The organism is Flavisolibacter ginsenosidimutans (genome assembly GCF_007970805.1).
In the GTDB taxonomy this organism is placed as follows: domain Bacteria; phylum Bacteroidota; class Bacteroidia; order Chitinophagales; family Chitinophagaceae; genus Flavisolibacter; species Flavisolibacter ginsenosidimutans.
In genome coordinates this window covers 2,173,267-2,193,850 of the sequence record NZ_CP042433.1, presented here as the reverse complement: position 1 = coordinate 2,193,850, position 20,584 = coordinate 2,173,267, and the positions used below count along the sequence as shown (strand labels likewise).

20 protein-coding genes are annotated in these 20,584 nt (G+C 45.5%); 8 read left to right on the top strand and 12 right to left on the bottom strand.

Features of this window, described 5'->3' with window-relative positions; translation table 11 throughout:
• Positions 1-19 precede the first annotated feature (19 nt).
• On the top strand, positions 20-952 hold the full coding sequence (locus FSB75_RS09005; RefSeq protein ID WP_146785891.1) for a TIGR01777 family oxidoreductase: 933 nt from the start codon (positions 20-22) through the stop codon (positions 950-952).
• 30 nt (positions 953-982) lie between these two features.
• Here FSB75_RS09005 and FSB75_RS09000 read toward each other — a convergent pair whose 3' ends face one another.
• A complete protein-coding gene (locus tag FSB75_RS09000) occupies positions 983-1,213 on the bottom strand; it encodes a hypothetical protein (RefSeq protein WP_146785887.1) in 231 nt (76 codons plus the stop codon).
• Between the two features lie 134 nt (positions 1,214-1,347).
• Here FSB75_RS09000 and FSB75_RS08995 point away from each other — a divergent pair, with 134 nt between their 5' ends.
• Positions 1,348-2,229 carry an EamA family transporter gene (locus FSB75_RS08995; RefSeq protein WP_146785883.1) on the top strand — a complete coding sequence of 294 codons (882 nt, stop codon included), beginning with the start codon at positions 1,348-1,350 and terminating at the stop codon, positions 2,227-2,229.
• Between the two features lie 30 nt (positions 2,230-2,259).
• Here FSB75_RS08995 and FSB75_RS08990 read toward each other — a convergent pair whose 3' ends face one another.
• The 9 genes from FSB75_RS08990 to FSB75_RS08950 all read right to left on the bottom strand — a co-directional run bounded on the left by FSB75_RS08990 (position 2,260) and on the right by FSB75_RS08950 (position 12,000).
• Positions 2,260-3,585, bottom strand: a complete 1,326-nt coding sequence (locus FSB75_RS08990) for a M16 family metallopeptidase (RefSeq protein WP_146785880.1) — start codon at positions 3,583-3,585, stop codon at positions 2,260-2,262.
• Between the two features lie 11 nt (positions 3,586-3,596).
• Positions 3,597-4,955, bottom strand: coding sequence for a M16 family metallopeptidase (locus FSB75_RS08985; protein ID WP_146785877.1), 1,359 nt, complete (start codon positions 4,953-4,955; stop codon positions 3,597-3,599).
• A gap of 118 nt (positions 4,956-5,073) precedes the next feature.
• Positions 5,074-5,763: a peptidase M10 gene (locus FSB75_RS08980; RefSeq protein WP_146785875.1), complete on the bottom strand. Its 690-nt coding sequence runs from the start codon at positions 5,761-5,763 to the stop codon at positions 5,074-5,076.
• A gap of 6 nt (positions 5,764-5,769) precedes the next feature.
• Positions 5,770-8,151, bottom strand: a complete 2,382-nt coding sequence (locus FSB75_RS08975) for a 3-hydroxyacyl-CoA dehydrogenase/enoyl-CoA hydratase family protein (protein WP_146785872.1) — start codon at positions 8,149-8,151, stop codon at positions 5,770-5,772.
• Positions 8,152-8,269: 118 nt separating this feature from the next.
• Entirely contained in the window at positions 8,270-8,935 is a 666-nt protein-coding gene (rsmI, locus tag FSB75_RS08970) for a 16S rRNA (cytidine(1402)-2'-O)-methyltransferase (RefSeq protein WP_146785869.1), read from the bottom strand.
• A 77-nt stretch (positions 8,936-9,012) separates the two neighbouring features.
• The gene (gene purS, locus FSB75_RS08965) at positions 9,013-9,258 is read right to left on the bottom strand and encodes a phosphoribosylformylglycinamidine synthase subunit PurS (protein WP_146785865.1); all 246 of its coding nucleotides are present in this window, start codon (positions 9,256-9,258) and stop codon (positions 9,013-9,015) included.
• Between the two features lie 88 nt (positions 9,259-9,346).
• Positions 9,347-10,180, bottom strand: coding sequence for a CDP-alcohol phosphatidyltransferase family protein (locus FSB75_RS08960; RefSeq protein WP_146785861.1), 834 nt, complete (start codon positions 10,178-10,180; stop codon positions 9,347-9,349).
• Between the two features lie 43 nt (positions 10,181-10,223).
• Positions 10,224-10,577 carry a four helix bundle protein gene (locus FSB75_RS08955; protein ID WP_146785858.1) on the bottom strand — a complete coding sequence of 118 codons (354 nt, stop codon included), beginning with the start codon at positions 10,575-10,577 and terminating at the stop codon, positions 10,224-10,226.
• A 133-nt stretch (positions 10,578-10,710) separates the two neighbouring features.
• A complete protein-coding gene (locus tag FSB75_RS08950; RefSeq protein ID WP_146785854.1) occupies positions 10,711-12,000 on the bottom strand; it encodes an aminopeptidase P N-terminal domain-containing protein in 1,290 nt (429 codons plus the stop codon).
• Positions 12,001-12,133: 133 nt separating this feature from the next.
• Here FSB75_RS08950 and pckA point away from each other — a divergent pair, with 133 nt between their 5' ends.
• The 3 genes from pckA to FSB75_RS08935 all read left to right on the top strand — a co-directional run bounded on the left by pckA (position 12,134) and on the right by FSB75_RS08935 (position 16,569).
• A complete protein-coding gene (gene pckA, locus FSB75_RS08945) occupies positions 12,134-13,741 on the top strand; it encodes a phosphoenolpyruvate carboxykinase (ATP) (protein WP_146785851.1) in 1,608 nt (535 codons plus the stop codon).
• A gap of 111 nt (positions 13,742-13,852) precedes the next feature.
• The gene (locus FSB75_RS08940) at positions 13,853-15,709 is read left to right on the top strand and encodes a M1 family metallopeptidase (protein ID WP_146785847.1); all 1,857 of its coding nucleotides are present in this window, start codon (positions 13,853-13,855) and stop codon (positions 15,707-15,709) included.
• A gap of 185 nt (positions 15,710-15,894) precedes the next feature.
• Positions 15,895-16,569 (top strand): hypothetical protein, encoded by a 675-nt coding sequence (locus FSB75_RS08935; protein ID WP_227990872.1) that lies wholly within the window; start codon positions 15,895-15,897, stop codon positions 16,567-16,569.
• A 1-nt stretch (position 16,570) separates the two neighbouring features.
• On the opposite strand, the gene FSB75_RS08930 is transcribed toward FSB75_RS08935, so the two are convergent.
• Positions 16,571-16,897 carry a hypothetical protein gene (locus FSB75_RS08930; protein ID WP_146785844.1) on the bottom strand — a complete coding sequence of 109 codons (327 nt, stop codon included), beginning with the start codon at positions 16,895-16,897 and terminating at the stop codon, positions 16,571-16,573.
• Between the two features lie 173 nt (positions 16,898-17,070).
• Between FSB75_RS08930 and FSB75_RS08925 the strand changes: the two genes are divergently transcribed.
• From FSB75_RS08925 to FSB75_RS08915, 3 genes are read left to right on the top strand one after another with little or no spacing between them, the layout of a single operon-like run.
• Entirely contained in the window at positions 17,071-18,480 is a 1,410-nt protein-coding gene (locus tag FSB75_RS08925) for a tetratricopeptide repeat protein (protein ID WP_146785840.1), read from the top strand.
• A 51-nt stretch (positions 18,481-18,531) separates the two neighbouring features.
• Positions 18,532-19,305, top strand: a complete 774-nt coding sequence (locus tag FSB75_RS08920; RefSeq protein WP_146785837.1) for a phosphosulfolactate synthase — start codon at positions 18,532-18,534, stop codon at positions 19,303-19,305.
• Positions 19,302-20,033: a shikimate dehydrogenase family protein gene (locus tag FSB75_RS08915; protein WP_146785834.1), complete on the top strand. Its 732-nt coding sequence runs from the start codon at positions 19,302-19,304 to the stop codon at positions 20,031-20,033. The genes FSB75_RS08920 and FSB75_RS08915 overlap by 4 nt, the downstream gene beginning before the upstream one ends.
• A 114-nt stretch (positions 20,034-20,147) precedes the next feature.
• On the opposite strand, the gene FSB75_RS08910 is transcribed toward FSB75_RS08915, so the two are convergent.
• Positions 20,148-20,576, bottom strand: a complete 429-nt coding sequence (locus FSB75_RS08910; protein WP_146785830.1) for an acyl-CoA thioesterase — start codon at positions 20,574-20,576, stop codon at positions 20,148-20,150.
• Between the last annotated feature and the right edge of the window lie 8 nt (positions 20,577-20,584).

The window sequence follows — 20,584 nt, the reverse complement described above, 5'->3', positions numbered from 1 at the left end:
TTTTCTTTGTTCCTTCACTATGGCAACGATTTTAATTACAGGCGGCTCTGGTATGATTGGTTCGGCATTGACAAAAGAATTGCGTCGCAAAGGGCATCGTGCAGTAATTCTTACGCGGAAGAAAAAAGGAAACGATCCTGATTTTAAAGAATGGAACGTTGAAGAGGGAACGATAGACGAAAACGCCGTTCGCGAAGCTGATTATATTGTTCATTTGGCCGGTGCTAACGTGGCCGAAGTGAGATGGACGGACAAACGAAAGAAAGAAATACTTGACAGCCGCGTAAAGAGCGGCGAACTTTTGGTGAAAGCATTAAGCTCCATTTCTAACAAAGTAAAAGCCGTTATCAGTGCTTCGGCTATTGGCTGGTACGGCCCTGATTCGCAGGTTCCAAACCGAAGGCCTTTTGTTGAAACGGATGGCGCACACAATGATTTTTTGGGACAGACTTGCGTAAAATGGGAGCTTGCCATAGAGCCGGTAAGGCAGTTGAACAAACGACTTGTGATTTTGCGAACGGGAATTGTGTTGAGCAACGAAGGCGGTGCTTACGCAGAATTTAAAAAGCCGCTGCAATTTGGAATGGCAACGATTTTAGGAAGCGGCAAACAGGTCGTTAGCTGGATTCACATTGATGATTTGGTAGCCCAGTACGTTGCCGCTATTGAAAGTGAATATTATTCCGGTGTTTATAACGCCGTGGCGCCACAGCCGGTTTCCAACAAAGAGATCGTTTTAACGATGGCGAAACAAAGAGGCAAATTTTATATCCCCGTTCGTGTTCCGGCCGTTGCTCTAAAAATCGCTTTGGGAGAAATGAGTGTTGAAGTGTTGAAAAGCGCAACCGTTAGCGCTGAAAAAATTCAGACGCAAGGTTATCAATTTTTGTATCCGCAAATTGGGGATGCGGTCAGGCAATTGGAAGGAGAAGGCAGAACAGCCATTAAGTAAAAACACATTCGTCTTTAGCAACGAAGCGGCCTAGTCTTCATCCCTCGTCAGTAGCCAAAATTTGCGCAAGGCATTCAGTTGATCGAAGTCGAGCGAAGCTTCTTTTGCATCGGTGAATTCTTCGCTATCGTTGTACGTGAAATGCCGCACTTCCTTGTTGTCAGTTTTCAGTGTAAAATCGTAAAGGTGGCTGCCGGTTTTGTTTACGGTCACGTGCATGCCATCATCCAATGTAAATTGAAGCGGAAAATGCTTGTCCATACAGCGAAATTTTCTTAAAGATAAGAAGGCATGCCCGTACGTTCAGAAACGAATGTGCTTTCCCTGGCAAGTTGATACCACAACTTTCATTCGCGCTTATCGCACCTAATTTTGCACCCAGAAAACAAATCCCATTGATTGAAACTTTTTTTACGGCAGTAGCCGTTACCCTACGCATCGTTTCCAATCCTTTGGGAAATGTTTTTCAAAAGCAACTCACTGCAAAAGGACATCATCCTTTGCTCGTTAATTTTCTTACTTATTTTCTTTTGTCCCTTGTATGCCTTGTGATCGCTTTTACCGTGCATTGGAAAACTTTGCCTCAGCCGTTTTGGTTTTATTCAATCGCAGGCGGAATCGTTGGCGCTTTGGGTAACGGCTTTTTGGTAAAGGCACTGCAAAAAGGCGAGCTTTCGGTGCTTGGACCAATCAATTCGTACAAGGCTATCGTAAGCATAGTCGTCGGAATTTTTCTGTTAGGAGAAGTTCCAAATCTCTGGGGCTTGCTCGGCATTGCTTCGATTGTGTACGGAAGCTATTTCGTGTTGGACACAACAGAAGAAAAATTTTCATGGAGCTTGTTTAAGCGGCGCGAAATACAGTTTCGTGTGTGGGCAATGGTCTTCACGGCGGTTGAAGCCGTGTTTGTGAAGAAAGTTATTCTGCTGTCATCAGTGTCCGTTGCCTTTTTAAGTTGGTGTTGGTTTGGCGGGTTTTTCTCCCTGCTTCTTTTGCTCGTTTACTGCGTGAACGTAAAAGCAGAAACGCAAAAAATAAAACAGACAGATTTGGGTAAATATGCTTCGCTTGTGGCTTGCATTGGCACAATGCAGGCCACAACGAATTACGCTTTTGATCACATGCCCGTAGGCTATGCGCTGGCGCTGTTTCAGCTTTCCATCATCGTCAGCGTATGGTTGGGCCACCGGATGTTCAATGAAAAAGACGTGCGCAAAAAAATGATTGGGTCGGTCATTATGATTGTTGGTTCGGTCGTCATCATTCTTCTCAAATAAAAAAGCGCCCCGGTTGAGGCGCTGTTAGTTTTAAAAAGCTTTTTTCTTTTCGGGCAGCGGCGGCGTTTGCGGCTGCGTGTACAAAGTCTGGTTAACCTTTGCCGGGTCTCCCTGGTAAACCCAGGTAAACTTGTTCACGTATTTATTAAACACGTTGTTCACATCCTGTGGGGTTACTGGCTCCAGGTCTTCTTTCATGGTAAAAGCCTTGTGCCAATCACCTTGCAGCAATTCGCTGCGCGACACCATACCGGCCAATGAGCCATTGGTTTCATTCTGGTAATACTGGTACGTTGCAAAGGTGGTTTTTGTGTTCTTCACGTCATCAGCAGGAAAGCCGTCTTTCTTTAGTTTATCTACCATGTTGCGGGCTACGGCAATGTATTTGTCGGGTTCTTTTGTGGTAACGTACATGGCCGAGTAAGGTGTAAGCCCGGTTGATATCCACGCGGCAGGCGCATACGACAAACCGTTGTTGGTGCGTACTTCCAAAAAGGCTTTGTCGTAAAACATTCTCGAAGCAAGCAAGGCGGGATAGTATTCTTTGGTGTTTGCTTGCGGCGCTGCCGAAAATCCCATCACGTAATTGGTAGCGTTATCTTTCTTTTGCGCGGCAAAACTGTTTGCCTGCGGAACGTAGGTTGTTCTTTTTAAAACAAATGGTTTGCCTTGCGGAAGCTTGGCGAACAGTGCCGTCATCTTCGCCTGCAAATCCTCTTTGGCCACGTCGCCAACTACCACCAAAAAAATTTGATTTTTGGCGAGCACCGACGAGAGATAAGACTTCGTTGCTTCTGGCGTTAGTTTCTGCAGGCTTTCCATTGTGCCGCTGGGCATCTTGGCATAATCCATTCCTTTGAAAGCCGTTTGCATCGCCATCTTCTGCAAGGCAGCATCGGGATTGCTTTCTTCCTCACGCAACTGGTTTATAGCTTCTTCCTTTATGCGGACAAATTCCTTAGCATCAAACTTCGGCATCGTAATCGCCTCGGCGTACAAGGGCCACACGGTTTCGAAATCGCTTTTGATGCAGTTTAACTGAATGTGCGCTGCGTCTTGTCCCGTGTAAGCGTTCATGCGGGCATCTACCTCGTCTAAAGCATTTTTAAATTCGTTCTTGGTATGTTTCAACGTACCGCATTCGGTTAAAGCGGTCATGGCTAATTTTTCAATGCCGGCTTTGTCAGCGGTGTAGTTTTGCACACCGCCCTTGATGACCATGTCCACTTGCACAATCTCGTTGCCACTCGGCACTACAATTACTTTTACGCCACTCACCATCATTTCGTAAGGCTTGGTTTCCTGCGCATTTGCGCATGCACCTATCAATAATAAATAAGCAAATATTTTTTTCATGACAGAGAGGTTTAGTTTTTAAAGTATTCCGATGGTTTGTATTTGTCGTTCATTTCTTTGTTGATGATCATGCCGGCCACGTAGGTTTTGCCGGTAATGTATTTGGCAATGTATCGCTGGATATCGGCCCGCGTTACTTTGTCCATCGCGCCGAAATAATCGGTCATGTAATCAAGCGATGTACTGGCCCAATTGTATGTGAGTTGCGAGGCAAGGCTCGACGGTTTTTCCTCCTGTCTTATCTTCTGCCGCTTTAAACCGGCTTTGGCCGTAGCCAGATCGGCATCGGAAAAATAATCCCCATCGCCCCAGTGTTTTATCTGGTTCATTGCTTCGGTGTAACATTCTTTCAGCTTGCTTGGAATGGGTGTAAGGTAAACGCCAATAGGACCTACGTAACGGCTTGTTTGGTAACCAACATCGGCTGCCGTCGCCAGTCCTTTGTCGCGCAAGGCCTGTGTCCATTTACTTGAATTGAGTGAAAGGATTTTTGAAAACACATCGGCTGCAACGGTGGCCGCCGAATCGTTGCGTGTGTCAGGGCCTTGCCAGAACATCATGATCTGCGGGTTCTGCGCAATGGATGATTCCTTGATGAAATAATCGGTTTTGGCAACGGGTGCAAATTCCGGAATGGGATATTTTGTTTGCGGGTTCCACTCCGAAGGTTTCCAATCGCCGAAAATATTTTTGGCCATCGCAAAGGCTTGCGAAGGATTAACGTCGCCGCAAACAACGAGCAAAGAATTATTTGGCAAGTAATATTTGTCTTTAATCACCATCATTTTGGCCGGTGTGGCGGAGTTAATGATGTCGTGATCGCCGATGGGGTTTTTGCGGGTGAACAAATCGCCCCACATGCGCTTGCCTGCTTCAAAGTATAATTGAAAGGACGGATCACTTTCGGCGCGTTGAAACTCACCGTCCACAACGGGCCTTTCTTTTTGCATGTCTTCTTCGCGGTAAATGGGGAAGCGAATGGCCGCATTCATAAACTTCAACCCGGCTTCAAGACTGTCCTTGTCAAACGTGAAAAAGTAATTCACTCTTTCTTCGCCGGTCGTGCCGTTCCAGATGGCGCCCAATTCTTGTGTGCGTTTTAAAAATTTTTCCTGGTCGGGATAATCCTTGTTGGCTTTGAAAAACATGTGTTCAAAAAGGTGCGAAAGACCGCTGTACTCCGGGCCTTCGGTGTAAGCGCCGTTCTTGACGGCAATCTCAATGGTGGCGAGCGGCACCTTGTGGTTTTCAATGACCACTACTTCAAGACCGTTATCGAGTTTTTGCCAGTAGTAGTCTTTCGGTAAGCGAGGCTGCGCCCAGGCCGACGCGGCATAACCGGCGCACAGCAATAGCAGAAGTTTTTTCATAACGTGTGTTGGTTAAAAAAGGTTTTGAAGAGAGACTAATATAAGCAGGAATTGACGTTTCGCCAATGGGTTTTTTGGGGTGGTTATTACGCCGGAAGAGCGGCCGTAAGGTTTTTTATCAGCCGAAAACAGAAGGCCGGAAAATGTCTTCCGGACCGGCTTCGGTGTGATTGTAATGATAGACGTTGGTAAAGTCCCCAACGGTGGCTTTCCCGTTTTGGAAAACGAGCCGCTGCAATTTCAGGTTCGCAATGTCTTCCCGTTTTACTTTACGGTGCATTGGATGCATGGTGCCGCCTTTTAAGCCTGCGGCAACGGAAGGATCATACTGGTATCGTGCGTCCACAAGCGTTCCGCGTGGATACATAATACCCGGCACACCCTGCCCGCGAATGTCTAAGATTTTTGGATGGTCAAGGCCAAGCGTATGGCCGTATTCGTGTGCCGCTGTGGTGGAACCCTTGTATAAATTTTCAAGAAGAAAATAACCGCTGTTGCAACCCAGCCCGTCCACAAACGAAATGCTGCCGTGCGCAAATTCTTCGATGCGGAAATAATTGTTTCGGGGATCGGTGTTTTGCAAAACTTCCAGTTCGGAAATATCTTTTTTTAATTGAGCGGTGATGTTGAATTGAATAAGATAAGATTGATTTCCGAAGATGATTTTTTCTTGTGGTTCGTTCCACATCATTTCTATTTCATCGCGTATTTGTTCCGTTACGGCTTCGTTTGCAGCGTTGCCGTACGTGATGATGTGCGAAGAAATAACGAATAAACTTTTGGTATGGTATAACTCAGCGTGCCCCATTTGTGTTTAGTTGCGAACAGGCTTGCCGCCTTTCAACACGCTTTGAATTCTTTCCAGTGTTTTGCGTTCGCCGCAAAGAGAAAGAAAGGCTTCGCGTTCCAGGTCCAACAAGTATTGTTCACTTACCAGCGTGGCTTCGCTTAAATCGCCGCCGCACATAACGTAAGCAAGTTTTCTTGCAACAACTGCATCGTGTTCAGTGGCGAAATCGGCTTTTGTCATGCCGTTAATGCCCGCATACAAAGACCCCAGTACATCGCGTCCCATGGCTTTGATGTCCTTTCGTTGCGTCGGCATCACATAACCGCTGTCATAAATTTCTATCACAGATTTTTTCGCTTCCATCACTCTTCTGTCAAGATTCATCACCACTTCGTCAAGGCCTTTGCGGTAGATGCCGAGGTTAAATCCTTCAAAAGCCGACGTGGCAACTTTCGCCGTCGCGATGGTGAGGAAACGATTTTTTAACGTAATGGTTTCGGGCTCGTCTTCGTGCATTTCATCGGAAGCACGAAGCACAAATTCTTTGGTGCCGCCACCGCCCGGAATTAATCCAACGCCCAATTCAACAAGACCCACGTAAGTTTCCGCAGCCGCGCAAACCTTATCACTGTGCAAAGCGAGTTCACATGCACCACCCAACGACAAACCGTGATGCGCCACAACAACCGGAACCGAAGAATAACGTGCCCGCATCATCGTGTTTTGAAACATTCGGATTGCCATGTCCAACTCGTCCCATTCCTGTTCAATCGCAATCATGAAAATCATTCCTACGTTGGCGCCGGCTGAAAAATTTGCGCCTTCGTTTGCAATCACCAAACCTTTAAAATCTTTCTCCGCTAATTCAATGCTTTTGGTGATGCCTGTGAGTACATCGCCACCGATGGAATTCATTTTTGTGTTCCATTGCAAACCAAGAACGTTATCGCCGATGTCATACAGTTTACAACTGTTGTTTTTCCAAACAATTTTGTCCTGGTAATTGCTGAGAATGATAAACTCATTGCTGCCGGAAATTGACTTATACGTTGTTGACGAAGGATCGTAAACAAGCATCTTTCCGCCTTCAACTTTATAGAAAGATTTGTTGCCGGCAGCAAGCATGTCTTCCACCCAAGGTGCAACAGAATAACCCGCAGCTTTCATTGCCGCAACGGTGCGTTCAACACCCAATACGTCCCAGCTTTCGAAAGCGCCGATCTCCCAGCCAAAGCCGGCTTTCATCGCATCATCAATGCGGTAAACTTCGTCGCTGATTTCAGGAATGCGGTGCGAGATGTAGGAGAAAAGCCCGTAGTGAAATTGACGATAGAATTCACCTGCTTTGTCTTGTGCGCCAACCAACATTTTTAACTGCTGCTTTAGGTCATCAACCGGTTTTGCAGCATCTACCGATGCAAACTTCGGTTTTTGTCGCGGTGCGTATTCAAGCGTTTGCAGATTCAACGTTTGAATGTCTTTTTCGCCGCCAGCGCCTTTTACTTTTTTGAAAAAGCCCTGGCCGGCTTTGTCGCCCAGCCAATTATTTTCAACAAGTTTATTTAACCACGAAGGAATTTGAAATGTGCTGCGTTGTTCATCGGTTGGGCAATTATCATAAACGCCTTTCGCAACTTTCACAAGGGTATCAATGCCCACAACGTCTGCCGTGCGGAAGGTTGCGGACTTCGGACGGCCAATGATTGGGCCGGTAAGTGCGTCGACTTCATCAATCGTCAAACCCAATTTTTCAACGGCCTGGAAGATGGCCATGATGCCAAATACGCCAATTCTGTTTGCAATAAAAGCCGGTGTGTCTTTGGCAAGCACCGTTGTTTTGCCGAGATACAAATCGCCATAGTGCAATAGAAAATCAACAACACTTTTGTCGGTATCGGGTGTTGGAATAATTTCTAATAAACGCAGGTAACGCGGTGGATTAAAAAAGTGCGTGCCGCAGAAATTTTTCCTGAAATCTTCGCTTCTTCCTTGCGACAAAAGATGAATGGGGATGCCCGATGTATTGGACGTAATAAGCGTTCCGGGCTTTCGAAATTGTTCTACTTTTTCGTAAAGTGCCTGTTTGACATCGAGGCGTTCAACCACTACTTCAATCACCCAATCGCAGGCAGAAATATCCTTTAAGTTGTCATCAAAGTTGCCGGTGATAATGCGGTTGGGAACGTCTTTGGTAAAAACAGGAGAGGGATTGCTTTTAATCGCCGCCTGCAAAGAATCGTTCACGATTTTGTTGCGCAAATTCTTATCCGTTGATTCTTTTGCTTCGGTTGGAACCATGTCGAGTAACAACACTTGCAAACCAATGCCCGCAAAATGACAGGCGATGCGTGAGCCCATAACGCCGCTCCCTAAAACCGCTACCTTTTTGATGATTCGTTTGTTCATACAGAAATTAGTTAGTTATGCAACTAATTGTGAAGATAGGGATTAAGTTAATAAGTTGATTGGTTGATAAGTTATTGGAGGCTGCGGAAACAAAGCAAATTTCATTGCCAGGGTCAACTTATTCTTTGCCTTCGACAACAATCACAATCTCGCCTTTTACGGTTTTTTGTCCGAAGTAATCGTGCACTTCCTGCAACGTGCCTCTTGCGTTTTCTTCAAACATTTTTGTAAGCTCGCGGCTCACACAGCATTGGCGTTCGGCGCCAAAATATTGAATGAAATCTTCCAATGTTTTTATCAAGCGCATGGGCGATTCATAAAAAATAAGGGTGCGTTCTTCGTTGCTTAATTGTGTGAGTAAAGTGTGCCGCCCTTTTTTCAGCGGAAGAAAACCTTCAAAGCAAAAACGGTTCGTGGTGAGACCGCTGTTGATAAGCGCCGGAACAAAGGCCGTTGCGCCGGGCAGACTTTCTACCTTGATATTGTTTTTAATGCACTCCCGCACCAATAAAAAAGCGGGATCAGAAATGCCAGGCGTTCCCGCATCTGTTACAACGGCCATGACTTTGCCGGTTGTTAACTGGTCAATTAAATGCTGAAGAATTTTGTGTTCGTTGTGCTGGTGATAAGGCGTGAGCGGCTTTTGAATTTGATAGTGGTTCAACAGCTTTGAGGTTGTTCTTGTGTCCTCGGCAAGAATAACATCTACCTGCTGCAATACCTCTAAAGCACGAAGCGTAATGTCTTTTAAGTTGCCGATGGGAGTGGGAACAAGGTAGAGCATGTGCTGGTTGATTGGTTGATTTGTTGAGTGGTTGACCAGTAGTTGTCAAAAACCAATCAACCAATCAACCGAGGCAACTAATGAACTTCGATTTCGTAAAATTCCATCACCGCATTGGCCAACAATTTCTTGCTCGCCTCTTCGGCAATGCGTTTTGCTTCTTCTTCAGATGAAGCTTCGATTTGCAGCGAAATATGCTTGCCCACGCGAACGTCTTCTACTGAATTTAGCCCCAGGTTTTTTAATCCGCCTAAAACCGCCTTGCCTTGCGGGTCTAACAATTCTTTTAGTGGCATTACATGAACCTGTACCGAATATTTCATGGTTTGTTCCTTTTGTTGTTTGCGGGCAAATTTAGGATAGAGATTGAATGTGAACTTTAATTCACGATTGTCGTTTGATGCTTCGCGTTTATACCGTTACGTCAACGGTTTTGTTATTGTTGCCTTTAGCCAACGCGGAGGGCTCCTTTGAAAAAGCGGAAAAGATCAAATACAGAACGAAGACGATCGGAATAGCCAACCATTGCAAAGCCACGAGGCAAATAAGCGAGAGGGCAATTAGGATGTATTTGAGCAAATTGTTTTTCAGCGAATAGTCTTTGAACTTGATGGCGATAAAAGTGCGGTTACAGGTCATCAAATAACTAAGAAGAATGATGACGGCATACAACAACCAAACGTTAATCAATAGTTGTGGTACGTGCAGGCTTGCTTTCCAACTCAAAGGGTTTGTATCGGCGTACCAAATGATGAGCGGAAAGGAGGCTACCACCAAACCCGCAGCAGGAGAGGGAACGCCTTTAAAACTGTCCGATTGGTTGGTGCTCACGTTAAACTTTGCCAGCCGCCAGGCAACGGCACAGGAGAATAGAAAAGCTGGCAGCAGCAAAGCAAAGGAAGTTGATAAAGCATCTTCCTTTTGCGCATAACCCAATCGCAACAATTGGTAAAGAATCATTCCCGGCGCGACGCCAAAGCTCACCACGTCGCTCAGCGAGTCAAGTTGTTTTCCCTTGTCGGTAGAGGCTTTTAACATGCGGGCAAAAAAACCGTCGAAAAAATCAACCGCTGCCGCGAAAAAGATAAACAAGGCACCGAGAGCCATTTTTTCGGGGAACACCACTTCGGCAGCGCCGGCATCGTTTAATGCAACAATGCCGCTGTCCACCTGCATGATGTAAACAATGGCAATGCAGCCAAAAAACAAATTGAGAAGTGTAAAAAGGTTTGGAATTTGTTTCATGATTTAGTCCACGGTCAACGGATAATGGTCCACTGACGAGCGTTTATTTTAGAGAGTTTCGTAAAGCTTGAATTTTTCTGCAGAGCGAATCTATGAAATCGTAAAGTTCTTTGAATTCGTCTGTAGAAATATACTTTCGGTTTAACGCTAAATACAGGCAACTGACAACCTCAATGGCCGAGCGCAACGCATAACCGAGAAAGCGGTTGAATTCATCGTTTGACTGACCTGTGGAACCCTCTGCAATGTTTAATGAAACTGAATCGGAAGCTCGCTTTATTTGGCTTGTCAGGATAAAAAGTTCATCCTTGGGAAAGCGTTTACATATTTCATGAACTCTTCCGCTTAATTCAATTGCTGATTTCCAAACTTGTAGTTGTTCAAACTTGAAAGGCATTGGTTTTGGTTTATGGTCAACTGACGACGGTCGGCAGATGGTCATTCATGATGGTTATTTCATTTTGGATTTCAAATGGCAAACAGTCAAAATTTGCATGCCCGCCTGTGGACCGTTGTCCGTTGTCTGTGGACTACCTTGTCATAACCGCTTCAATTTCCTCCACCGTTATTGGGATGCCTTCAAACAAATCAACGTTGCCATTTTCGGTGATCCACACGTTGTTTTCGATGCGGATGCCCATGCCTTCTTCCTGAATATAAATGCCGGGTTCAACGGTGAACAACATGCCCGCTTGAATGGGTTCGGTTCGAGTACCTAGATCGTGAACGTCTATTCCCAAATGATGTGAGATGCCGTGATACAAATACTTACGGTAAGCTCGGTTGTCGGGGTCCTCGTTTTTAAAATCTTCTTCTTTCAGCAAGCCAATCTTCATGAATTGTACCGTGGCCTCGTCGCCAACTTTTTCAGTGTAATCAACAATGGATATTCCTGGCTTCAGCAAACTCTTTGCGTAGTTGTGCAAATGCAAGCAAGCATTGTAAACCTCTTTTTGTCGCGGGGTAAACTTGCCGTTCACCGGAATGGTTCGCGTTAAATCGGCCGCATAACCGCCGTACAAGGCGCCAAAATCCATCAGCACCAATTCGCCGTCTTTGCATTCCTGGTTATTAGAAACGTAATGCAGCGTTCTTGCCCTGTCGCCGCTGGCAATGATGCTGCCGTATGCTTCGCCGCTGGCTCTTTGGCTGAGAAATGAATGGACGATCTCCGCTTCGATTTCGTATTCCATTACGCCGGGTTTCATAAACTTCATTACCCGTTCAAAAGTTTTTCCCGTAACGGCAACGGCTTTTTTTACGACCTCAATTTCCAGTGGCGTTTTAATGGCCCGCAATTCCTTCATAACCCTCGCCGCACGTTCGTATTGATGCAAAGGATACCGTGATTTCATTTCATCAATGAAACGGTAATCACGTGAACGAAGCAGGTTGGCCTTACGGTCGTTCTCGTTTGAGTCTAAAAAAACATTGTCTGCTAAATGAATCCAGGGTTGCAACAAACCATCTAAACTGTCTAACCACACAATGGTTTCGATGCCGCTGATGGCGGTTGCTTCTTCTTTGCGCAGGCGCTTGCCGTCCCATTTTTCTTTTAACTCGTTCGGGCGAACGAGCACCAATACTTCGCGATATTTTTTATCGGGATTGTCGGGAAACAATATCACCATGCTGTCTTCCTGCTCAATGCCGCTAAGCCAATACAGGTCGCTGTTTTGCTGAAACGTATAAATGGCATCGCCGTTGCGCGGTACTTCGTCGTTGCTCACAAAAATGGCAATGCTGGCCGGCTTCATCTTTTCAACAAAGCGCTTGCGGTTAGTAACAAAAATTTCCGGGTTGAGGGGCAAATGTTTCATTCAACTTGTTTATGGTGCAGCAAAGTAAAACAATTGAAGAAAGAAACGACGTTGTGTAGATTTTACACGTGCTGTTTTTAGCTGCGCGGTTTTGCCTTTACCTTTGTTGCCTAACATTAAACGATTGCTTTTTATGTCAGTACCTACCATTGTTTCGTTCTCCACGGAGAACCTAATCCGTATTGGATTAAAACACACAGACAACATCCATTACCAGTCAAGTCCCGAAGAATTAGTGCAAGACACCTTGCGCAGGGGCGAGGGCACGTTAACCGACAGCGGCGCCCTTGCCATCAACACAGGCGAGTTTACCGGGCGTGCGCCACTCGACAAGTTTACGGTTAAAGACGAAACCACTGCCACCACTGTGCACTGGAACAATTTCAACATTCCTATTGAAGAAAAGTACTTCCATCTCGTTCACAAAAAGATGGCGGACTACTTAAACAACAAGGACGAAATTTGGGTGCGTGATTGTTACGCCTGTGCCGATCCCCGTTACCGTTTGAACATTCGCGTGATTACCGAAAAGCCTTCGACAAATTTGTTTGCCTACAACATGTTTCTCCGGCCCACAGAAGAAGAGTTGGATGATTTTACAGCCGACTGGCACTTGCTTTCTGCTCCCGATTTAAAGCTGGATGCAACAGAATGCGGCGTTCGCCAGCACAACGCAGTTATCGTTTCGTTCAAGCACAGAACCATTTTGATTGCGGGAACGGGTTATACCGGTGAAACAAAAAAAGGCATTTTCTCCATTCTGAATTACATTCTTCCGCTGGAAAAAAATGTATTGAGTATGCATTGCAGTGCCAATATGGGCAGCGATGGCGACACGGCGATTTTCTTTGGATTGAGCGGCACGGGAAAAACAACCTTAAGCGCTGATCCAAAACGAAAGCTAATTGGTGATGACGAACACGGCTGGGCAAGTGATAATGTCTTCAATTTTGAAGGCGGTTGTTATGCCAAGCTGATTAATTTATCGGAAGAAAAAGAGCCCGAAATTTTTCACGCCATTCGTCCCGGCGCAATTGTGGAGAACGTTCGGTTCTATCCCGGTACAAAGCAGATTAATTTCGATGACGGGAGCATCACCGAAAATACCCGTGTTTCTTATCCCTTGCATTTCATCTCCAACGCATTGGAGCCATCAGTTGGCAACGTGCCCAAAAACATTTTCTTTTTAACCTGCGATGCTTATGGTGTGTTGCCGCCCATTTCCAAACTAACAAAAGGGCAAGCGATGTATCAATTCATTTCGGGTTATACCGCAAAAGTTGCCGGCACAGAAACGGGAGTAACAGAGCCAAAACCTACTTTCAGCGCTTGCTTTGGTGCGCCTTTCCTGCCGCTGCATCCGGGCAAGTATGCCGAGATGCTGGGGAAGAAAATGCACGAGAACAACGTAAACGTTTGGTTGGTGAATACAGGCTGGACCGGCGGCCCTTACGGCGTAGGCCGCCGCATGAAGCTTTCCTACACAAGAGCCATGATAACCGCTGCGCTTGAAGGAAAGTTGGATAACGTTGAAAAAGTTTCCGACGAAATTTTTGGCGTAGCCATTCCAAAGGAAGTGCCCGGCGTACCGACGGACGTATTGATGCCGCGAAACACCTGGAGCGATAATAACGCTTACGACCAAAAAGCGAAATTTCTTGCGGGTTTGTTTGTGAAAAATTTTGAGAAATACGCCGCTGGTGTATCGGAAGAAATTTTGAGCGCTGCACCAAAGCCCTAAGCGTTAAAAATCTTCGGATAAAACAAAGCCCTCGATTTTGAGGGCTTTGTTTTTCGATACATTTACGGCTTTCGCAAAAGACAACAGAACATGCAAAAGAATAAACGACACATGAAAACAATTTCGCTTTCTCTTTTCCTCCTTTTCTCTTTCACCCTTCTTGCGCAGCCCGACCGGTGGCAGCAACGGGTGAAGTACACCATCAATGCCGATGTGAACGTGCAAACCAATCAATACAAAGGCAAACAAAAGTTGGAGTATTGGAACAATTCACCCGATACATTAACGCATGTCTTTTTTCACCTTTACTGGAATGCCTTTCAGCCGGGCAGCATGATGGACGAACGCAGCCGCCGGCAAGGAACAATCTTGGTACCACGCGGCAGCAATCGTGTACCCGACTGGGATGTTCGTGTTCGCGACCGCATTGCCAATTTAAAGCCCGATGAAATTGGTTACGAAAAAGTGACGTCGATAAAAATGAACGGCCGCGAACAAAAGACAAAGCTCTGCGAAACCATTTTGGAAGTGTTGCTTGACAAGCCCATTCTTCCAAAATCGCAGGCAACGTTTGACATGGAGTGGGACGCACAAGTGCCTTTGCAAATTCGCCGCAGCGGAAGAGACAATCCGCAAACAAACGTTCGCTATACCATGACCCAATGGTACCCGAAAATGTGTGAGTACGATTACGAAGGTTGGCATCCGACGCCTTATGTAGGCCGCGAGTTTTATGGCGTTTGGGGCGACTACGATGTAACGATTTCAATTGATAAAAGTTACATTCTTGGCGGAACTGGTTACTTGCAAAATGCATCGCAAGTTGGCTACGGTTACGAAGAAAAAGGAACAACGGTTCAGCGTCCCGCGGGCAACAAGCTGGTGTGGAAATTTAGTGCACCAAACGTGCATGATTTTGCCTGGGCGGCCGACCCCGATTTTGTTCACCTCTCAAAAAAAATCCGTTCCGATTTAACGCTTCATGTGTTGTACGATAAAAGCGATGTAAAGCGAGTAGATGAATGGAACCAAGTGTTACCGAAGATGGAAAAGATATTTCCGTTTGTAGAAAAAAAGTTTGGCCCTTATCCGTACAAACAATATTCGTGGGTGCACGGCGGCGACGGCGGCATGGAATACCCGATGGCTACAATGATCAACGGTCCCGGCGACGGCGTTACCGTTCACGAGTTTTTACACAGTTGGTACCAGGGAATGATGGGCACGAATGAATCTTTGTATCCATGGATGGACGAAGGCTTTACCACTTTTGCCGAAAACGAAACCATTGCTTTTCTGCACGACACAAAGGAGTTTCCGCATGAGGGAGAATACAACAGTTATCTGGCTTTGGTAAGATCAGGGCTTGAAGAACCGATGTCCACCCACGCCGATCATTACAATACCAATTTTGCGTACAGCATTGCTTCGTATTCGAAAGGTGGAATTTTTCTTTCGCAATTAGGTTACGTAGTTGGTGATGCGGTGCGGGATAAGATTCTGTTGGAGTATTATCGCTTGTGGCGATTTAAGGAACCGGCCGTGAATGATTTTATGCACGTGGCAGAAAAAGTTAGCGGGCTAAAATTGGATTGGTACAAAGAATACTGGGTGAATACAACAAGAACAATTGATTACGGCATTGACAGCCTGTGGGAGGCGGGCGGCGCTACCAATATTCGATTGGCTAAGATTGGCGTAATGCCCATGCCTGTTGATATAAAAATTACGTTCAAAGATGGCAGCAGCGAATGGCATTACGTTCCCGCTTATCAAATGTTTGGCGAAAAGCCCGCCGAGAACGGACAGGAAAATCGCAAGGTATATGCACCGTGGCGTTGGACCAGTCCAAATTTCACCGTTTCTACTAACCGCAAGCTTACCGATATAACAGCGGTTGAAATAGATCCCTCGGGCCGCATGGCCGATGTAAATCCCAAAAACAACCGCATCGAATTAAAGTTTTAAAACCGCAGACGTTGATCAAAAGCATCTTGCCAAAAGCAAGGCGCTTTTTTCTTTTCAACATTAACAAAATCATTCCTTGCATTATTAATCCCAACGGTTTTCCTTCGTCTAAGATCTAGCACGAAAAAAATGATTGCGCAACTTTTGCCGACATTTGCTTCGTCTTGATAGAAGATAACACAGTTATGAAACGAATTTTTAGATACAGCATTGGCTTAATGATCATTTCGGTTTTTTTCTCTGCGTCTGCGTGGGCACAAAAAAAACTGACGGAGGGTTCTATCTTTTACGACATCACCATTAGCACGAGTGCTGAAAAGCCACAGAACGGTGAGTTTTTAAACGGCGCCACAAACGCAGTCTATCTCAAGCCTGGTAAAAGCCGCACCGAGATGGTGAGTTCTCTTGGCACGCAATCAACCATCATCAACCAAGTAGGAGACAAAAAAGAAATTACGATATTAAAAGAATACGGTGAGCAGAAGTACATGATTAGCCTTACGCCTGCCAACTGGGCCGACGTAAATAAAAAATACGAAAACGTAAGCTTCACATTTGATCCTTCGGCTACAAAAACAATTCAGGGATTTGTGGCTAAAAAAGCGATCGGCAACCTGGCTGACGGCACAACGTTCACAGTTTGGTATACACCTGACATTGTGGTGGACAACAAAGACTTTCAATACGTGAATAGAAACCTGCCCGGTCTTGCCTTGGAATACGAGACAACATTGGGCAATTTAAAGGTTACGTACACGGCTTCAAAAGTGAGCTTTGCACCCGTACCGGCGTCAAAATTCGAATTGCCCAAATCGGGGTACCGGGTTATGACCTACCAGGAAAGTAAAGGCGGAAAATAATTTAATACTTCTGGGGAGTGCAGGAGAAGGTGATTTTTCCCAAAAGCGGCATTTTTTTCAACGGCAATACATAAGCGGCATTTCCTTTTTGGTACGTCACCATTGGGTTCAGCATGATAAATTCTTTTCTCTCCGGCTGGCTGAACAAACTGTTGCTTTTGTAATTGTAATTGGAACGAAGAGAAAAATTTTTTGCGCTGTAAAGTGAGAAGGAGGAATTCTCTTTGCGACCTCTTTTTCCACCGTCATCGCCCAAAGTAGCAAAGGCAGCTACCGAAGCTGTTACCAGCAACAGTGTAGCGACTTTTCTCTTAAGAAGGCGGTTCATTTTAGCGGTGTTTAGGTTCATTGTTGCGGCGAAGGTAGCATCATTTATTAACAATCTTTCAACTTTGGGCCTTTTTCTTTATAATTCTATTAACGCAAGTGCATGGATTTTGTTGTCTATAAATAGAAAATTTGCCGGATTCGGCTTACTTTGTTTAAGAGGAGATCATTATTATGAAAGCATACCCGCAAGAAGACAAGGACGGAATAGACGAACTTCTCAAACTGTACAACAATCTTCGGAACGGTCACGGCAGTTTTATCGAAGAAGAGGCTTTCGAAAAAATCATTGACTACTACGACGAAAAAGAAGAAATCAGCAAGGCGCTTGAGGCTGCGGAAACTGCGTTGGAATACTTCCCTTACTCTTCTTTGCTCCTTATTAAAAAAGCCGATCTTCTGCTGGCTACCCGAAAGTATCACCAGGCTTTGGAAACGCTTGAAAAAGCCGAACTATTTGACGCCAAAGACATCAACCTCTTCATCTTGAAAACAGATGTTTACCTGGCTCTGGACCGGCAGGAAGAAGCGGTTGAACTTTTGCAAACGGCCATCCAAAATTTTGAAGGCGAAGAAAAAATTGAATTGCTTTTTGAACTGGCTGATGTATACGACGATTACGAAGAATTTGATAAAGTGTTCGATTGTTTAAACGTGATTTTGGAAGAAGAACCAACCAATGAAGAAGCCCTTTACAAAATCTGCTTTTGGACCGACTTCACCGGGCGCAACGAAGAAAGCATCCGGCTTCACCTGAAAATCATTGACGAACATCCTTTCAACGAACTGGCTTGGTTTAATTTGGCGGCGGCCTACCAAGGATTGAAGCTTTACGAAAAAGCCATTGATGCGTATCAATACGCCATCGCCATTGACGAAAAATTTGATTATGCCTACCGCAACGTTGGCGATGCCTACATCCGTATTCGCAAATACAAAGAAGCCATTGAGGCACTGGAAAAAGTGCTGGAGTTATCCAAGCCGGAAGAAGTGATTTACGAAGCCATCGGCCATTGCTATGACCGGATGCACAATTATGCGCAGGCCCGTTTTCACTACCGCAAAGCCTCGCATTTAAACGCCGAAGACAGCAAGTTGTATTATAAAATAGCTTGCACGTATTTCAACGAAGGACAATGGGCCAGCGCTGCAAAACAATTGGAAGCTGCCCTGAAAATTCATCGTAACCAGCACGAGTATAACCTGCTTATGGGGGAATGCCTGCTGCAGATGGAAGAAACAAGAGAAGCCGTGCAGTTTTTGTCAACGGCAGTGCGTGTAAGACCAAGAAATATCTCCGGGTGGGAAGCGCTGATTCGCTGTTTATACCTTGCAGAATATTATCCCGAAGCCCGCCAGCAAACCTTGTCTGCACTTAAACATACGGGCGGTAAACCCGTCTTTTTTTATTATCTCAGCGCCGTCTTGTTTGCGCTCAATAAACCAAAAGAAGCGTTGTTGTTTTTGGAAAAAGGGTTAACAGCTTCGCCCAAAGGAGTGAAAAAGTTAGTCCAACTCAATCCGGCCATGTTGCAAAAAGCGCAGGTTGTGGACATGATAGCACGGTACAAACGAAATCGGTAGCGGCAAAAAATTACTTCCCTATTTTTGCCCGCAATTTTAATCAGCTACTGAATGAATTTTAATCTTTCGCAAATTCCGGAACGCTTTCAAAGTCCACGCACGGCAGGCGTTACCATGGTCATGGACAAAGGCCTTAGCGTAGAAGAAGCAAAAAATTTTTTGAGCGTTGCACACCCACACGTTGACATTATAAAGCTTGGCTTCGGAACTTCTTTTGTGACGCCAAACCTGAAAGAGAAACTGGAAGTTTATCGTTCTTACGACCTGCCGATTTATTTTGGAGGAACCTTGTTTGAAGCGTTTTTGATCCGCAACCAGTTTGACGATTACATAGCAGTTTGTAAAGAATTTGGTATAAGCTACATGGAAGTGAGCGACGGCTCTATTACCATTCCACATGCCGAGAAATGCGGCTACATTGAAAAGCTCACCAAATACGGAACCGTGCTGAGCGAAGTGGGCAGCAAAGATGCCGAGCACATTATTCCACCGTATAAATGGATTGAACTGATGCGAGCCGAACTGGCTGCCGGCGCTACTTACGTGATTGCCGAAGCCCGCGAGGCTGGTAACGTGGGCATTTACCGCGGCAGCGGCGAAGTGCGGGAAGGCTTGGTGCAGGAAATTCTTACCCAAATTCCCGGCGAGAAAATCATTTGGGAAGCGCCGCAAAAAGCGCAACAGCTTTACTTCATCGAACTGCTTGGATGCAACGTAAACTTGGGCAACATTGCACCCACGGAAGTCATACCGCTGGAAGCCATGCGTATTGGTCTTCGCGGCGACACCTTTCATCTATTCCTGAACAAAGTAACGGGGCAATGAAACGCTATGGCTTGCTCGGCCGTACATTGACGCATTCTTTTTCAAAAAGCTATTTCGCGAAAAAGTTTGCAGAAGAAGGCATTAGCGATGCCGTTTACGAAAACTTTGAATTGAAAACCGTTGAAGAATTTCCGCTTCTTCTTTCGGAGCGTCCCGACTTAAAAGGACTGAACGTAACCATTCCTTACAAAGAGGAAGTGCTACAATTCCTGACCGATAAGAATGATGTGGTAGAAGCCATCGGCGCTTGCAATACCATTAAAATTGAAGGCGAAAATTTAACCGGCTACAACACCGATGTTATCGGCTTTCGTAAATCACTTGAACCGCAGTTAAGGCCGCATCATAAAAAAGCATTGGTATTGGGAACCGGGGGCGCTTCCAAGGCCATTTGGTACGTATTAAATGAATTGGGCATAGAGCCGCAATTGGTAAGCCGGCACAAGCAAGAAGGGCAATGTGGTTACGAAGATTTGGGCGAAGAAGTTTTATCTACGCATCATCTCATCATCAATACAACGCCATTGGGCATGTATCCAAACATCAATGCCGATCCCCCCATTCCTTATGAATTTATCACGCCGCAGCATTTTTTGTTCGACCTGATTTACAATCCGCCCAAAACAAAATTCCTTGCGGAAGGGGAAAAGCGTGGCGCTCAAATTTGCAACGGTCAACAAATGCTGATTGAACAGGCGGAAGCAAGCTGGCGGATATGGACTGTCTGAACCCGGATTTGGGGATTAAAAGATTAATAGGAAATAAAGGAGTCGTTCATTGCTGGACGACTCTTGCTTTATCGGGGTGTTTTCATTTCCGCCGAATCCTCAAAATCCTATAAATCATGGTTCAGACATTTTCTCTTTTGCTTCTTGCGGTACGGCCGTCACCTTTCGCTTTGTATAATCAAAGCAGACCATGCCGGTTTTGGCAACAGCGATGGTTGCTTCGGCCTCCTCTTTCACCAATTCGTAATACAAGTCAAAACCAATTTTGCTGAAATCCGCTGCCGCAACGTAAACTTTCAGGACATCGCCGTAAAAGGCTTCGGCTTTAAATTCAATGGCCGCATCGCTCATAATTAAACCAACGCCGGCAAATTCCATTTCGGTAAAGCCTAAACTTTTTAAATACTGCATTCTGGCTTCGTGAATGAGGGAAAGAAGCGCATCGTTGCCAAGATGGTTGCCGTAATTCACATCAGTAATGCGAACCGGTATGCGGGCAAAAAAAGAAAAGGTATCAGGAAGATGAATTTTGATTCGAGCCATGCGCAAAA

Excerpts from the sequence above, each read along its gene's own strand:
- FSB75_RS09005 (WP_146785891.1), top strand. The coding sequence starts at position 20 with ATGGCAACGATTTTAATTACAGGCGGCTCTGGTATGATTGGTTCGGCA.
- FSB75_RS09000 (WP_146785887.1), bottom strand. The coding sequence starts at position 1,213 with ATGGACAAGCATTTTCCGCTTCAATTTACATTGGATGATGGCATGCAC.
- FSB75_RS08990 (WP_146785880.1), bottom strand. The coding sequence starts at position 3,585 with ATGAAAAAAATATTTGCTTATTTATTATTGATAGGTGCATGCGCAAAT.
- FSB75_RS08985 (WP_146785877.1), bottom strand. The coding sequence starts at position 4,955 with ATGAAAAAACTTCTGCTATTGCTGTGCGCCGGTTATGCCGCGTCGGCC.
- FSB75_RS08980 (WP_146785875.1), bottom strand. The coding sequence starts at position 5,763 with ATGGGGCACGCTGAGTTATACCATACCAAAAGTTTATTCGTTATTTCT.
- FSB75_RS08975 (WP_146785872.1), bottom strand. The coding sequence starts at position 8,151 with ATGAACAAACGAATCATCAAAAAGGTAGCGGTTTTAGGGAGCGGCGTT.
- rsmI (WP_146785869.1), bottom strand. The coding sequence starts at position 8,935 with ATGCTCTACCTTGTTCCCACTCCCATCGGCAACTTAAAAGACATTACG.
- purS (WP_146785865.1), bottom strand. The coding sequence starts at position 9,258 with ATGAAATATTCGGTACAGGTTCATGTAATGCCACTAAAAGAATTGTTA.
- FSB75_RS08960 (WP_146785861.1), bottom strand. The coding sequence starts at position 10,180 with ATGAAACAAATTCCAAACCTTTTTACACTTCTCAATTTGTTTTTTGGC.
- FSB75_RS08955 (WP_146785858.1), bottom strand. The coding sequence starts at position 10,577 with ATGCCTTTCAAGTTTGAACAACTACAAGTTTGGAAATCAGCAATTGAA.
- FSB75_RS08950 (WP_146785854.1), bottom strand. The coding sequence starts at position 12,000 with ATGAAACATTTGCCCCTCAACCCGGAAATTTTTGTTACTAACCGCAAG.
- pckA (WP_146785851.1), top strand. The coding sequence starts at position 12,134 with ATGTCAGTACCTACCATTGTTTCGTTCTCCACGGAGAACCTAATCCGT.
- FSB75_RS08940 (WP_146785847.1), top strand. The coding sequence starts at position 13,853 with ATGAAAACAATTTCGCTTTCTCTTTTCCTCCTTTTCTCTTTCACCCTT.
- FSB75_RS08935 (WP_227990872.1), top strand. The coding sequence starts at position 15,895 with ATGAAACGAATTTTTAGATACAGCATTGGCTTAATGATCATTTCGGTT.
- FSB75_RS08930 (WP_146785844.1), bottom strand. The coding sequence starts at position 16,897 with ATGAACCGCCTTCTTAAGAGAAAAGTCGCTACACTGTTGCTGGTAACA.
- FSB75_RS08925 (WP_146785840.1), top strand. The coding sequence starts at position 17,071 with ATGAAAGCATACCCGCAAGAAGACAAGGACGGAATAGACGAACTTCTC.
- FSB75_RS08920 (WP_146785837.1), top strand. The coding sequence starts at position 18,532 with ATGAATTTTAATCTTTCGCAAATTCCGGAACGCTTTCAAAGTCCACGC.
- FSB75_RS08915 (WP_146785834.1), top strand. The coding sequence starts at position 19,302 with ATGAAACGCTATGGCTTGCTCGGCCGTACATTGACGCATTCTTTTTCA.
- FSB75_RS08910 (WP_146785830.1), bottom strand. The coding sequence starts at position 20,576 with ATGGCTCGAATCAAAATTCATCTTCCTGATACCTTTTCTTTTTTTGCC.